11 protein-coding genes are annotated in these 13,767 nt (G+C 70.0%); 4 read left to right on the plus strand and 7 right to left on the minus strand.

Translation table 11 applies throughout. From position 1 onward, the window contains the following. Nucleotides 1-25: 25 nt before the first annotated feature. Nucleotides 26-3,424, plus strand: a complete 3,399-nt coding sequence (locus tag AB4Y74_RS08675) for an error-prone DNA polymerase (protein ID WP_441798695.1) — start codon at nt 26-28, stop codon at nt 3,422-3,424. A gap of 86 nt (nt 3,425-3,510) precedes the next feature. Here AB4Y74_RS08675 and AB4Y74_RS08680 read toward each other — a convergent pair whose 3' ends face one another. The 3 genes from AB4Y74_RS08680 to AB4Y74_RS08690 all read right to left on the minus strand — a co-directional run bounded on the left by AB4Y74_RS08680 (nt 3,511) and on the right by AB4Y74_RS08690 (nt 6,985). Next, entirely contained in the window at nt 3,511-4,347 is an 837-nt protein-coding gene (locus tag AB4Y74_RS08680; protein ID WP_441798696.1) for an AMP nucleosidase, read from the minus strand. Between the two features lie 34 nt (nt 4,348-4,381). Beyond that, nucleotides 4,382-5,122 (minus strand): VIT1/CCC1 transporter family protein, encoded by a 741-nt coding sequence (locus AB4Y74_RS08685; protein ID WP_441798697.1) that lies wholly within the window; start codon nt 5,120-5,122, stop codon nt 4,382-4,384. Nucleotides 5,123-5,209: 87 nt separating this feature from the next. Beyond that, nucleotides 5,210-6,985, minus strand: coding sequence for a DEAD/DEAH box helicase (locus tag AB4Y74_RS08690; RefSeq protein WP_441800418.1), 1,776 nt, complete (start codon nt 6,983-6,985; stop codon nt 5,210-5,212). Between the two features lie 106 nt (nt 6,986-7,091). On the opposite strand from AB4Y74_RS08690, the gene AB4Y74_RS08695 reads away from it, so the two are divergent. Further along, nucleotides 7,092-7,880, plus strand: a complete 789-nt coding sequence (locus AB4Y74_RS08695) for an SGNH/GDSL hydrolase family protein (RefSeq protein WP_441798698.1) — start codon at nt 7,092-7,094, stop codon at nt 7,878-7,880. Nucleotides 7,881-7,899: 19 nt separating this feature from the next. Here AB4Y74_RS08695 and AB4Y74_RS08700 read toward each other — a convergent pair whose 3' ends face one another. Continuing rightward, complete coding sequence (locus AB4Y74_RS08700; protein ID WP_441798699.1) at nt 7,900-9,156, minus strand: D-alanyl-D-alanine carboxypeptidase family protein; 1,257 nt, start codon at nt 9,154-9,156, stop codon at nt 7,900-7,902. Between the two features lie 19 nt (nt 9,157-9,175). Next, on the minus strand, nt 9,176-10,000 hold the full coding sequence (locus AB4Y74_RS08705; RefSeq protein ID WP_441798700.1) for a TrmH family RNA methyltransferase: 825 nt from the start codon (nt 9,998-10,000) through the stop codon (nt 9,176-9,178). Nucleotides 10,001-10,077: 77 nt separating this feature from the next. Between AB4Y74_RS08705 and AB4Y74_RS08710 the strand changes: the two genes are divergently transcribed. After that, entirely contained in the window at nt 10,078-10,923 is an 846-nt protein-coding gene (locus AB4Y74_RS08710; RefSeq protein WP_441800419.1) for a Sir2 family NAD-dependent protein deacetylase, read from the plus strand. 51 nt (nt 10,924-10,974) lie between these two features. After that, entirely contained in the window at nt 10,975-11,574 is a 600-nt protein-coding gene (locus AB4Y74_RS08715) for a histidine phosphatase family protein (RefSeq protein ID WP_441798701.1), read from the plus strand. Between the two features lie 101 nt (nt 11,575-11,675). Here the strand turns inward: AB4Y74_RS08715 and AB4Y74_RS08720 are convergent, their stop codons facing one another. Both AB4Y74_RS08720 and AB4Y74_RS08725 read right to left on the minus strand, forming a co-directional pair. Next, nucleotides 11,676-12,755 (minus strand): glycosyltransferase family 4 protein, encoded by a 1,080-nt coding sequence (locus tag AB4Y74_RS08720; protein ID WP_441798702.1) that lies wholly within the window; start codon nt 12,753-12,755, stop codon nt 11,676-11,678. Then, nucleotides 12,752-13,684, minus strand: coding sequence for an alpha/beta fold hydrolase (locus AB4Y74_RS08725; protein WP_441798703.1), 933 nt, complete (start codon nt 13,682-13,684; stop codon nt 12,752-12,754). The genes AB4Y74_RS08720 and AB4Y74_RS08725 overlap by 4 nt, the downstream gene beginning before the upstream one ends. Nucleotides 13,685-13,767 lie beyond the last annotated feature (83 nt).

The following is a 13,767-nucleotide window of genomic DNA, read 5'->3' on the forward strand; positions in this document are numbered from 1 at the left end:
GGTGGGGCGAGGGAGGTGAGTGAGCGTGGGGTTTGATAATCCGCCGATTCCGTGGGCCGAGTTCGAGCGGAAGCTGTCGGGGCGGCGGACGGCGCAGCCGACTGACGAGCGGCCATCGTCGCGCAAGCGGCAGAAGTACGTGCCGGCGCCCATCCCGGACACCCCGGCCGATGCCGTCCCGTACGCTGAGCTCCACGCGCACAGCAACTTCAGCTTCCTTGACGGCGCCTCCTCCCCGGAGGAGCTGCTGGAGGAGGCCACCCGGCTGAACCTGCACGCGCTCGCGCTCACCGACCACGATGGGCTCTACGGCGTCGTCCACCTGGCCGAGGCCGCGGAGGCGTACGACCGGGTGAAGACCGTGTTCGGCGCCGAGCTGTCTCTCTCGCTCAGCAAGCCGCAGAACGGCGAGCCCGATCCGGAGGGCAGCCACCTCGTGCTGCTCGCCCGCCGCCAGGAGGGCTACCACCGTCTCGCCGCGGCGATCACCGCCGGGCAGCTCGCCGGCGAAGAGAAGGGCCGCCCACTGTACCGCCTCGACGAGCTGTCCGAGCAGGCGGGCGGCGAGTGGATGGTGCTGACCGGCTGCCGGAAGGGCGAGGTCCGCCGAGCCCTCACGGAGCACGGCGAGCGGGCCGCAGAGCGCGAGGTCGCCCGGCTGACCGAGCTGTTCGGCCACGACAACGTGCTCGTCGAGCTGATCGATCAGGGCGCGCCGCGCGACTCCACCGAGAACGACATCCTGACCCGGATCGCCGGCAGGCTGGGACTTCCGACGGTCGCGACCAACAACGTCCACTACGCGAGCCCGGCGCAGTACCCGCTCGCGACCGCGGTCTCAGCCGTGCGCGCCCGGCGCAGCCTGGACGAGCTCGACGGCTGGCTGCCCGCCTCCGGGGCCGCCCACCTGCGCAGCGGCGCCGAGATGGCCCGCCGCTTCGCCCGCTACCCGGGCGCCGTCGAGCGCACGGTCGAGATCGCCGACGACCTCGCCTTCCGTCTCCGCAGCGCCCGGCCGCGGCTGCCCCGGCAGGACGTCCCGGAAGGGCATACGCCGATGAGCTGGCTGCGCGAGCTGACCTGGCGGGGAGCTGCCGAACGCTACCCCGACCTCGACCGCAACCCGGCCAAGCGGGAGCGCATCGAACGCGAACTGGATGTCATCGAGGCGAAGGACTTCCCCGGCTACTTCCTCATCGTCCACGACATCGTGCGTTTCGCCCGCAGCCAGGGCATCCTCTGCCAGGGCCGCGGCTCGGCGGCGAACTCGGCGGTCGTCTACCTGCTGGGCATCACCGCGGTCGACTCGATCAAGTACAACCTGCCGTTCGAGCGGTTCCTCTCCAGCATGCGCGAGGAGGAACCCGACATCGACGTCGACTTCGACTCCGACCGGCGCGAGGAGGTCATCCAGTACGTCTACCGCAAGTACGGCCGGCACAACGCCGCACAGGTCGCCAACGTCATCACCTACCGGCCGAAGAACGCAGTGCGCGACATGGCGAAGGCGCTCGGCTACTCCACCGGCCAGCAGGATGCCTGGAGCAAGCAGATCGACTCATGGGGTTCCGTGCAGACCAGCGACGAGAACGACATCCCGGACGACGTGGTCGGGCTCGCGGAGCAGGTGCTGAAGTTCCCGCGGCACCTGGGCATCCACTCGGGCGGGATGGTGCTGACCGACCGGCCCGTCGGCGAGGTGTGCCCGATCGAGCACGCCCGCATGGACGGCCGCACGGTGCTGCAGTGGGACAAGGACGACTGCGCGTGGATGGGACTGGTCAAGTTCGACCTGCTGGGTCTCGGGATGCTGTCGGCCCTCGACTACTCGATGCGCACCATCGAGGCGTCGCTCGGCGAGAAGTGGACGCTGGAGACCATCCCGAAAGAGGAGGCTGGCGTGTACGACATGCTCTGCCGGGCCGACTCGATCGGCGTGTTCCAGGTGGAGAGCCGCGCCCAGATCGGCACGCTGCCGCGCCTCCAGCCGCGCAGCTTCTACGACCTGGTGATCGAGATCGCGCTCATCCGGCCCGGCCCCATCCAGGGCGGTGCTGTGCACCCGTACATCCGCCGCAAGACCGGCAAGGAGAAGGTCACCTACCTGCACCCGGCCCTGGTGCCGGTGCTGGAGCGGACGATGGGCGTTCCGCTCTTCCAGGAGCAGCTGATGCAGATGGCGGTCGCGGTCGGCGACTGCACCGCGGAGGACGCCGACCAGCTGCGCCGGGCGATGGGCTCCAAGCGCGGGGTGGAGAAGATCGACGCGCTGAAGGCGAAGCTGTACGAGGGGATGGCGCACAACGGCATCACCGGCGACGATGCCGACGCGATCTACGGGAAGATCGAGGCGTTCGCCAGCTTCGGTTTCGCCGAGAGCCACGCGATCAGCTTCGCGCTGCTCGTGTACGTCAGCTCGTGGATGAAGCTGCACTACCCTGGCGCGTTCCTGGCCGGGCTGCTGCGCGCTCAGCCGATGGGCTTCTACTCGCCGCGGACGCTCACCGCCGACGCTCGGCGGCACGGCGTCGTGGTGCAGCGGCCGCACATCCAGCGGTCGGGTGTGTTCCCACTGCTGGAGCCGCTGGACGACTCCGGCCCGAATGAGGCGCAGGGCCCCACCGGCTCGGACCCGTGCAGGGAGGCGGACCAGCCTCCCATCGCCCCGTTCGACCCCGCGGTCCCCCTCGACTTCACCGCGCACCGGCGGGACGCCGCCCACGCCGTGCGGCTGGGACTCGCGGGCGTCACCTCCATCGGAGAGAAGCTGGCCGAGAAGATCGTCGCCGAGCGGGAAGCGTACGGCCCGTACCGGAACCTGGGCGACCTCGCCCGTCGCACCGGGCTCAACACCGCGCAGCTGGAGGCGCTCGCCGCCGCAGGCGCATTCGAGGGCTTCGACCTGAGCAGGCGGCAGGCGATCTGGGAGGCGGGCAACGCCGCGCAGGAGCGGCCCGAGTTCCTGGCGGGCACCGCGATCACCGTGCAGCCGCCACTCCTGCCGATGCTCTCCCCCGCCGAGCAGCTGGCCAGCGACCTGTGGTCGACCGGGATCTCGACCGACGACCATCCCATCCGCTTCCTCCGTCCGGCCCTTGCGGCGCGCGGAGTGCACCCGGCGGACACGCTCGCGGCTGGGGAGTCGGGGCGGCGCATCGAGGTCGGCGGCGTGGTCACGCACCGGCAGCGGCCGGCGACGGCGGCCGGGGTGACCTTCCTCAACATCGAGGACGAGACCGGGATGGTCAACGTGGTGTGCCCGGTCGGCGTGTGGAACCGCTACCGGCGTGTGGCGCGGCAGGCTCCGGCGATGATCGTCCGCGGCATCCTGGAACGCAGCGAGGAGGGTGTGGTCAACATCGTCGCCGACAAGCTCGAGGCGCTCGACACCGGCATCCGAACGGTCTCGCGCGACTTCCGCTGACGCACCCTCGCCCCCGCGCCACATTCGTCACGAATTGTCGCTTTCGCGGCGCCAAAGCGACAATTCGTGACGAATGTTCCCCTCGGTCAGTCGTCTTCGAATCGCAGGTGGCGCACGCTGCGACCGTTGCGACGCACCAGACGCAGCGCCTCCACGCCGATCCGGATGTGCCGCTCGACGAAGTCGCGCGTCACCCCGCGGTCGCTCTCCGCCGTCTTCACACCCTCCGGAGTCATCGGCTGGTCCGAGACGAGCAGCAGCGCGCCGCTCGGGATGCGATTGGCGAAGCCGGCCGCGAACACCGTCGCCGTCTCCATGTCCACCGCCATGCACCGGGTCCGTCTCAGGTACTCCTTGAACGTCTCATCGTGTTCCCACACCCGACGGTTGGTCGTATAGACCGTTCCGGTCCAGTAGTCGTGCTTGAAGTCGCGGATGGTGGACGACACCGCCCGCTGCAACTGGAACGCGGGAAGCGCGGGCACCTCCGGCGGCAGATAGTCGTTCGAGGTGCCCTCTCCGCGGATCGCCGCGATCGGGAGCACCAGGTCGCCGAGCTGGCTCTTGCGCTTTACCCCGCCGCATTTGCCCAGGAACAGCGCCGCCTTCGGCGACACCGCGGAGAGCAGGTCCATGATCGTCGCTGCGTTGGGGCTCCCCATCCCGAAGTCGACCATGGTGATGCCGTCCGCGGTCGCGTTCGGCATCGACCGGTCGAGTCCGCGCACCTCCGTGCCGTACCACTCGGCGAACCGCTCCACGTAGTCGCCGAAATTGGTGAGCAGGATGTGGTCGCCGAACTCCTCGAGCGGCGTCCCGGTGTAGCGGGGCAGCCAGTCGTGGACGATCGCCGCCTTGTCCCGGAGGGCCGCCGGGGGCACCGCTGCCGCGGCCGTGTCGACCGTGTTCTCCGCATCCACCATGTCCCGAATCCTTCCGCTGCTGTCCGCGTGGCCGTCAGCCCGCGACCGTCGTTCCGAGCAGCGAGCCGACCAGGAACGTGGCCGCCAGGGCCAGCGCGCCGCCCACCACCACTCGTACCATGGCACGGCCGCGCGAGCTGCCCCCGATCCACGCGGCAACGTAGCCGGTGACCGCCAGTGCGAACAGCACGGCCACAAAGGTGACCGGAATCCGGAGCGTCGGCGGAAGCAGGATGGTGAGCATCGGCAGCACCGCACCGCACGTGAACGCGACCGCCGAGGCCAGTGCGGCATGCCAGGGGCTGACCACGTCGTCCTGGTCGATGCCGAGTTCGGCGGACAGGTGCGCGGCCAGAGCGTCGTGCTCGGTCAACTCGACCGCGACCTGGCGCGCCGTCGCAGGTGAGAGTCCCCGGGCTTCGTACAGGCCGGTCAGCTCGTCGAGCTCCTCCTCGGGCATCTCGGCGAGCTCCCGCCGCTCCTTGGCGATGAGCGACCGCTCGCTGTCGCGCTGGCTGCTCACCGAGACGTACTCTCCGAGCGCCATCGAGATCGCACCGCCGACCAGGGCGGCGAGCCCGGCGGTGACGATCGCCGGGATGGAGCTGGTCGCACCGGCGACACCGACGACCACCGCCGCAACCGAGACGATGCCGTCGTTCGCGCCCAGGACGCCGGCTCGCAACCAGTTGAGCCGCTGCGCCAGCCCGGCACGATGCGGCTCATCCGCATGCTGCTCCGGTACCGCGCCCGCGTTTCCCGTCATGTCGCTCATGCGCCCAGCCTAGGAACCGCAGCCCTCGCGCGCCACGAAGGTACGGCGACCCTAAGCGAGCGTCGGCCGGACGCTCCCGTCGATCGCCTAGTGCGGCCCGAGCCGCTTCCGCAGGAAGTCGATGCGCGCCTGCAGCTGGGTGACACTCGCTTGGGCGACCGCCGGTCCCCCACACACCCGCCGGAGTTCGGCGTGGATCAGGCCGTGCGCCTCACCGGAGTTCTTCGAGTAGAGCCCGACCAGGCTGTTGAGCAGCTGTCGCTGCTCCTTGAGCGTCCGGTGCAGCGGGGCCGGTGGGTGCCCCTCCGCCGCGGCCGGCCGCGACGAGTGACGGCGCGCCTGACGCTGCTGGCGCTGCAGGAGCAGTTCGTGCACCTGGTCGGGTTCGAGGATGCCGGGCAGGCCGATGAAGTCCTGCTCCTCGTCCGTGCCGGGCACCGCGAAACCGCCGAACTCCTTGCCGTCGTAGAGCACGCGATCGAAGTTGGCTTCCGACCCGAGCGCCTCGAACGCGAATTCCTCAGTCAGCGCCTCCGACGCACGCTCTTCGCGGTTCGCCTCCGCGACCATCGCATCCTCTGGATTCCACAGGTCGCCCTCGGCGTTCTCGTCGGTGACCCGATCGAGGGCGTGGTCGCGCTCCAGTTCCATCGCGTTGGCGAGCGCCATCAGCATCGGCACGTTCGGAAGGAACACCGAGGCCGTCTCGCCCCGGCGCCGGGCCCGCACGAAACGGCCGATCGCCTGCGCGAAGAACAGCGGTGTGGATGCACTGGTCGCGTACACGCCGACCGCGAGGCGGGGAGCATCGACGCCTTCCGACACCATCCGCACGGCGACCATCCACCGCGACTCGCTCTTCGCGAACGCCTCGATCCGGTCGCTCGCCTCCTTCTCGTCGGAGAGCACGACGGTGACCGGTTCGCCGCTGATCTGGTGCAGCAGGTCGGCGTAGGCGCGAGCGGTGTAGTGGTCGGTCGCGATCACGAGCCCGCCGGCGTCCGGGATGGAGTTGCGCACCTCGGTCAGTCGACGGTCGGCGGCCGACAGCACCGCCGGGATCCACTCGCCGCGTGGGTCGAGGGCGGTGCGCCACGCCTGCGACGTGATGTCTTTCGTGTTGCCTTCGCCGAGCCGCGCCTCCATCTCGTCGCCCGTCTTGGTGCGCCAGCGCATGTGACCGGCGTAGACCATGAAGATCACCGGGCGGACGACGCCGTCCTCCAGCGCCCGGCCGTAGCCGTAGTTGTAGTCGGTGAGCGACGTGCGGATGCCCTGCTTGTCGGGCAGGTAGGTCACGAACGGGATGGGTGCGGTGTCCGACCGGAACGGCGTACCCGTCAGCGACAGCCGGCGCGTTGCGCGCTCGAACGCATCCCGGATGCCGTCGCCCCAGCTGAGCGCATCGCCGCCGTGGTGCACCTCGTCGAGGATGACCAGCGTCTTGTGCGACTCGGTGATGTCTTTGTGGAGGGAGGGGCGCATCGCGACCTGCGCGTAGGTGACGGCGGCGCCGCGGTAGTGGCGGGCGTAGCGTCCGTCCGAGTTCTTGAAGTCGGGGTCGAGGTGGAGGCCGACGCGCGAGGCGGCCTCGGCCCACTGCCGCTTCAGGTGCTCGGTCGGGGCGACAACGGTGACGCGCTCGACGATGCGGCGCGAGAGGAGCTCGGTGGCGAGGCGCAGCGCGAAGGTGGTCTTGCCGGCGCCCGGGGTCGCCGCTGCGAGGAAGTCGCGCGGCTCATGGACGAAGTACGCGTCGAGCGCCTCCGCCTGCCAGGCGCGCAGCTTGCCGGCGGTCCCCCACGCCGCGCGCTCGGGGAAGGACGGCGACAGGTGCTCCGCCGCGAAGCTTCCGGCGTGCACGCCAGGCCGCTCATCGGTTTCATCCGGCTCGGGTATTGCTGTCGTCTCCACTTGGATCAAATCTACCCGAGCCCACCGACACCACCATCCGATGCAGAATGGAGCAATGGCTGAAGCACGGCATCCCTGGTCCCGCTATGTCGCCCTCGGCGATTCGTTCACCGAAGGCATCGGCGACCCGGAGGCCCGCAGCCCCGGCGGACACCGCGGGTGGGCGGACCGGGTGGCGGAGGTCCTCAGTCGGCAGACCGAAGACTTCGCGTACGCCAACCTGGCCGTGCGCGGCAAGCTGATCAAGCAGATCCTGGACGAGCAGGTGGATGCGGCGGTCGCCCTGCGCCCCGACCTGATCACGATCGCCGCGGGCGGCAACGACGTGATCCGGCCCGGCACCGATCCCGACGTGATCGCGGAACTCTTCGACCAGGCGGTGTCGCGCTTGAGTGTCGACGGTGCCACGGTCGTGGTCTTCACCGGAGCGGATGTCGGCTTCTCGCCGGTCTTCCGTGGGATCCGCGGCAAGGTCGCGATCTACAACGAGAACATCCGGAAGGTCGCGGCGCGCTACGACTGCATCGTCGCCGACCAGTGGGCGCTGACCGACATCCAGGACCAGCGGATGTGGGCGCCCGACCGCCTCCATCTCGCCCCTCTCGGACACCACACGGTCGCGCGGATGGTGCTCGCCGCGCTCAACGTCGAGAACGACCTGCAGCCGATGGAGCCCGAGCCGCTGCCGCCGCGGACCTGGCGCGGCGCGCGCGCCGAAGACCTCTCGTGGGCGCGCGAGTACCTCGTCCCGTGGGTCGTCCGCCGCATCCGGCACCAGTCGTCCGGCGACCACGTCACGGCCAAGCGCCCCGAAGCCGGCCCGTTCCTCCCCGGCGGCGCCTGACCACTGCGTGCCGAGGCCGCTACGTGCCCAGGCCGCCCGGGTGCGCGAGGCGCCAGCCGAAGCCGGGGTCCGGCACGTCCTTCGCCAGCGCGAGTGGCACCGTTGCGGTCTTGCCGTTCAGCGTGAACGTGCCCTGGCCGAGGATGTCGCCGGTGAATCCGGACGACAGCGGACGTGTCTGCAGGTCTACCTGGATCGGCGTGTCCGACCACACCACGAACGACTTCGTCTCCGTCGCGATCAGTGTGGATGCGGCACCCCACGCGGTCGTGTAGGTGCCGAACACCTGACCCTTCTCAACCGGCGTCACCTGGTGGAACCCGCCCTGCACGCTGCTGAGGAGCGCCTTGACCCCGGCCCACATGTCGTCGTGCGTCGGCGCGCCGAGCACCACGCCGATCACCCGCACCTTCGTCGTCCCGACCGGCACCTGCGCCGAGAACAGCAGGCAGTTGCCGGCCTCGTCCGTGTTGCCGGTCTTGATGCCGTCCATCCCCTCGAAGCCGAGGAGGGTGTTGGTGTTGTCCTGCGATCCGGCGCCCGGAAGGTTCGCGTTCTTCTGCGACACGATCGACGACAGCGCCGGGGAGGCGAGCACCAGCTTGCCGATCCCGATCAAGTCCTTCGTCGTGCTCACGTTGCCGGGGTCGAGTCCGTCGGGCGTGACGAGCTTCGTCCCCGTGAAACCCTTCTGTGCGAGCCAACCGTTCGCCGCCTTCTCGAAGGCCGCGGTGGAGCCGTACGCCCAGTTGGCGAGCGAGATCGCATAGTTGTTGGCCGACGGGAGCAGCATCGCCTCCAGCGCCTGCTTCTCGGTCATCGAGGTGCCCGCGACGACCGGCGCCCACGACCCTCCGGCCCCGATGACCTGGTTCCAGATGTCGACATCCTTCTGCGTGAACGAGATGGTCGGACCCTGCTCGTCGCCATTCAGCGGCTTCTTCTCGAGCACCACCAGTGCGGTGATCGTCTTGGTGATGCTCGCGATGGGCACGCTGGCGTCGCTGCCGTGCGATGCCGCCGCTCCGGGATAGTCGGGCGCGACGATCGCGGACGAACCGTACCCGGGCCACGCCAGCTGCACCGCCGGCTGCGTCAGCGTCTTGTCGTGCGCCGTCACCGCGGCCGTCGCAGGAACGGGCGCCACGAGCGAGCCGACGACGTACACGAAGGCCACCAGAATCGCGGTCAGCAGGCTGAAGACGACGATCCGCCGGCGGCGGTACACCTTCCGTGAAACACGGCGCGGCGGATCGGTCGAGACTTGCTGGGGCACCCTCGGATTTTACCCGGGCCTACCGATGCGACGGCTGAGAACGCGCGCGCAGCGCCCACAATGCCACCGCCGACGCGGACGCGACATTGAGCGAGTCGACGCCGTGCAGCATCGGGATGGTGACCACCGTGTCCGCGGCCGCCAGCGCTCGCCTGCTCAAACCGTCGCCCTCCGCCCCGAACACCATCGCGACGCGCTGCGGGGGGTCGGCCGCATAGTCGTCGAGCGTGACCGCGTCGTCCGCGAGGGCCAGGGCCGCGATGTCGAAACCGGCGTCGTGCAGCAGCGGCACCGCCGCATCCCACTCGGGCAGCCGGGTCCACGGCACCTGCAGCACCGTGCCCATGCTCACGCGCACACTCCGCCGGTACAGCGGGTCGGCGCAGCGCGGCGTCACCAGCACGGCGTCCGCCCCGAGACCGGCGACCGCGCGGAAGATCGCGCCGACGTTCGTGTGGTCGACGATGTCCTCCAGCACGACGACGCGCCGCGCATCCCGCAGCAGGTCGGCGGGTTCGGGCAGCTCGGGCCGGTGCATCGCCGCCAGGGCCCCGCGGTGCAGGTGGTAGCCGGTGAGGCGTTCGAGCACGGCGGAGTCCCCGACGAAGACCGGCACGTCAGGGTACGGCTCGAGCAGCGGTTCGATGTCGGGAAGCCACTGCTCCTGCAGCAGAACGGACCGCGGCCGGTGCCCCGCCGCGAGCGCCCGCGTGATCACCTTCGTCGACTCCGCGATGTACAGACCGCCCTCCGGCTCGGTGACGCGACGCAGAGCCACGTCGGTCAGGCGCGAGTAGTCGGCGAGGCCGTCGGCCTCCAGATCATGGATGCGGTGCAGGAGCATGGCCTCAACATTGCCAGGCCGACGAAACAAATCGGAAAACTGCGGTGTTTAGACTTCAGAGGGATCTGGAGGTGGATGTGACCACTCTGACGACCGCGCTGCCGGCGGAACTCGCACGCGGCATCGACCAGACCGTGGAGCTGCTCTCCGGGCGCCGTTTCGCGGTGCTGACGGGGGCCGGGGTCTCCACCGATTCCGGCATCCCCGACTACCGGGGCGAGGGCGCGCCCAAGCGCACGCCGATGACCTTCCAGCAGTTCCTGGCCGACGACCGCTTCCGCAAGCGGTACTGGGCGGGCAGCCACCTCGGCTACCGGCGCTTCGCCGCCGCTCACCCGAACGACGGGCACCGCGCTCTGGTTCAGCTGGAGGCGTCCGGGGTCGCGAACGGCGTGATCACCCAGAACGTCGACGGCCTGCACAAGGAGGCCGGATCCCGGCGCGTCGTCGACCTGCACGGCGCGATGGATCGGGTGCTATGCCTGGTCTGCGGCCAGATCTTCGCACGCGAGGCGATCACGGCGCGCATCGACGCCGCGAACCCGTGGCTCGACACCGAGGGCGCAGTCGAGATCGCGCCCGACGGCGACGCGATCGTGTCCGACATCGACGCCTTCATCGTTCCGGACTGCACCGTCTGCGGCGGACGCCTGAAGCCTGACGTCGTGTTCTTCGGCGAGTTCGTGCCCGCCGAGAAGTACCGCGAGGCGAGCGCGCTGGTGCGGTCCGCCGACGCGCTGATCATCGCGGGCTCGTCGCTGGCGGTCAACTCCGGCATCCGGCTGCTGGAGGAGGCGCGCCGCCGCCGCCTGCCCGTCGTCATCGTCAACCGCGGCCAGACCAAGGGCGACGGCCGCGCGACCATTAAGCTGGATGGCGGGACGACGGAGACACTGGTCGAGCTGGCCAAGCGGCTGAGCTGACCGGCGGCCGTTCGATCCGGCCTCACCGCGTCCCGCAGCGAAAGGACGCGCGTGACCCTCATCTCCCTCGTTCGGCACGGACAGACCGACTGGAACCTCTCCAAGCGCATCCAGGGCTCCAGCGACATCCCGCTCAACGACACCGGGCGCGCCCAGGCCGAGACGACCGGCCGTGCGCTCGCGGGCGGACAGTTCGACGCGATCTACGCGAGCCCGCTGTCCCGTGCGGTGGAGACGGCGCGCATCATCGCCGAACACGTCGGCCTCGGCGACCCCGACCGCCTGCCCGCAGTGGCCGAGCGCAATTACGGCGAGGCGGAGGGGATGACCGGCGCACAGATCCTCGCCCGCTGGCCGGAAGGGACGCCCGTCCCCGGTCGCGAGAGCCGCGAGCAGGTCGTCGCGCGTGCGCTGCCGGTGCTGCGCGAACTCGGCGAGCAGCATCCCGGCGAGAACATCATCGTGGTGAGCCACGGCGGCGTCATCTCGTCGCTGGTCCGTCACGTCACCGACCACGCACTGCCGGGGCCGGGCGAACTCATCCCGAACGGCTCAGTGCACCGCTTCATCTACGACGACGGCGCCCTGACACTCGACCGCTTCAACCTGGGCCCCGAGGACCGCGACCTCTTCACCGCCTCCGTCATGTGACGGGTTCGAACCCGTGATCGAGTGGTCCCGACATGCCGTCTCGCCGCGACGAGGACGGCACGTTGGGACCATCAGATCGCTGAATTGGCGCCCCAGGCGGGTCAGCGGCGGCGCGACTCCGTCGCCGTGAGGACGGCGAGCAGCCGGGCCGCGGAGTTCGCCCAGGTGTAGCGCTGGGCCTGGGCGCGGCCCGCGGCCGAGCGCGCCGCCCACACACCGTCCTCCTCGAGCTGACGTACGCGGGCCGCGACCTCGTCGGCGGAGTCGGGCGCGAAGTACAGCGCCGCCTCCCCACCGATCTCGCGGAAGATGGGGATGTCGCTGGCGAGCACCGGCGTCCCGACCGTCATGGCCTCCAGAAGCGGAATGCCGAAGCCTTCGTCGTGCGAGGCGGACGCGAACGCCGTCGCCGCTGCCAGCGTCTCCGCGTACTCCTCGTCGCTCGCTCCGTTGTGGAACACCAGTCGCGCACCCGGCGCCAGCTCGCTCAGCCGTCGCCGCTCCGCATCGGACACCCGGCTCATCAGGTGCAGCGTGTAGTCGGGCAGCAGCGCGACCGCCCGCACCAGCGTGTCCACGTTCTTGTAGGGCATGAAGGAGCCCATGTAGACGAGGCTCTTGGTCTCGGGCGTCGTGCGCTCTGCGCGGCCCGGCGCGAGCGCCGGCATGTCTGCGGCATTCGGAACCACGGACACCGGCCGCTTGGTCAGCCGATGCTCCGCGATGAGGCCCTTGGTGGTCTCCGAGACCGTGACGACGGCGTCGGAGCGGTTGAGCAGCATCCGCTGCGGCCACCAGGCCAGGTGGTAGAGCCGCCACAGCCCGCGCACGAACGCCGGTAGGTCGCGCGGCGGTGTCGGATGCCGGTAGTAGATGAGGTCGTGGACGGTGAGCACGAGCCGGTATTTGCGACCGAAGCCGCCCATCGTCTGCATGGGCGTGAAGACGATGTCCGGGTTCAGCTTGTTGACCGTGCGCGCGACCCACGGCTCCCGGGCGGAGGTCGGAGAAGGGATGAGTTCCCACGGCAGATCGGGAAGGAGCTCCAACTGCCTGTGGTCACTGATCAGCATGGTGACGGGGTGCAGCTCGGCGAGGGCGGTGACGAGGCCGGCGGTGTAGCGGCTGATGCCGTCGTGGCGCCCGATGCGCGTGTAGCGGCAGTCGAAGAGGACCCTCACGCGTCCGCTCCCTCTGCCAGGAAGCGACGGATGGCGTCGGCGGCCGTCACCGGCGTCTCGTAGTGGATGAGGTGCCCGACATCGGGGATGACGACGAGCTCCGCCTGCGGGAACAGCGTCTGCAACCGGTACTCGGCCGCAATCGGTGTGATGTCGTCTTTGTCGGCCGCAACCAGCAGCGTCCGCTCCGGGATGCGCGCCGCGTACTCGCTCACATCGTGCGACACGGAGGCGCGGAATGCCTCCAGCACCACCCGTCGGTCACTGAAAGCCGAGAAGTAGCGGTCGTGCTCGTCGTGGATCCAGCGGCGCAGGGACGCATCCCTCGTCTTCGCCATGGCCATGCTCATGACTCTGACGATCACCCGATTGCGCAGCAGGGCGAACCCCAGTCGCTCGGGAAGCGCGGCAGCCAGCCAGTAGTAGAAGATCGCCAGCCGCGTGAAGACGCCGCGCGGGCCCTCCAGCGCCGGCTGCCCGATGGGATTGACCAGCACGACGGCATCCGGCCGCGCCCCGGCGCCCGATCGCCCAGCGCCCGATCCTTCCGCCAGCGAACCGGCGACGACGATCGATCCGAACGAGTGCCCGAGCAGGATCACGCGACCCCCGGCCGGCAGGTCGAGACCGGCGACGAACTCCCCCAGCCAACGGCCGTAACCGTCGATGTCGTGGGGTGCCTCCGTCATCGGAGTGGACTCGCCGAACCCCGGCAGGTCGGGCGACACCATCCGTAGGCCGCCGAGCTGCGCGACGACCGGCTCCAGGCCGTGGTGATCGCCCCGGAAACCGTGCACGAGCACCAGCGTGGTGGCCGAATCCGGGTCGCCGTAGTCCCAGAACCGGGTGGTCGAACCGAGGATGCTCAGGGCCCCCTCGCGCACAGCGACCCGCTCGAGAGCGGCTGCGTAGGGTGAGGTGACAGACATCGCCTGTAAGTCTAAGCGGCGCGCCCGGAAGAGGACTGGACAGGCCACGGTGCGCACGCCCTAGACTCGGCTGAGTGCAATCG

Origin of the sequence: Leifsonia sp. RAF41, assembly GCF_052114085.1 — a bacterium.
Taxonomy (GTDB): Bacteria; Actinomycetota; Actinomycetes; order Actinomycetales; family Microbacteriaceae; genus Leifsonia.

Coding starts and splice junctions, on each gene's coding strand:
- AB4Y74_RS08680 (WP_441798696.1), bottom strand. CDS start 4,347: ATGGTGGATGCGGAGAACACGGTCGACACGGCCGCGGCAGCGGTGCCC.
- AB4Y74_RS08725 (WP_441798703.1), bottom strand. CDS start 13,684: ATGTCTGTCACCTCACCCTACGCAGCCGCTCTCGAGCGGGTCGCTGTG.
- AB4Y74_RS08695 (WP_441798698.1), top strand. CDS start 7,092: ATGGCTGAAGCACGGCATCCCTGGTCCCGCTATGTCGCCCTCGGCGAT.
- AB4Y74_RS08685 (WP_441798697.1), bottom strand. CDS start 5,122: ATGAGCGACATGACGGGAAACGCGGGCGCGGTACCGGAGCAGCATGCG.
- AB4Y74_RS08705 (WP_441798700.1), bottom strand. CDS start 10,000: ATGCTCCTGCACCGCATCCATGATCTGGAGGCCGACGGCCTCGCCGAC.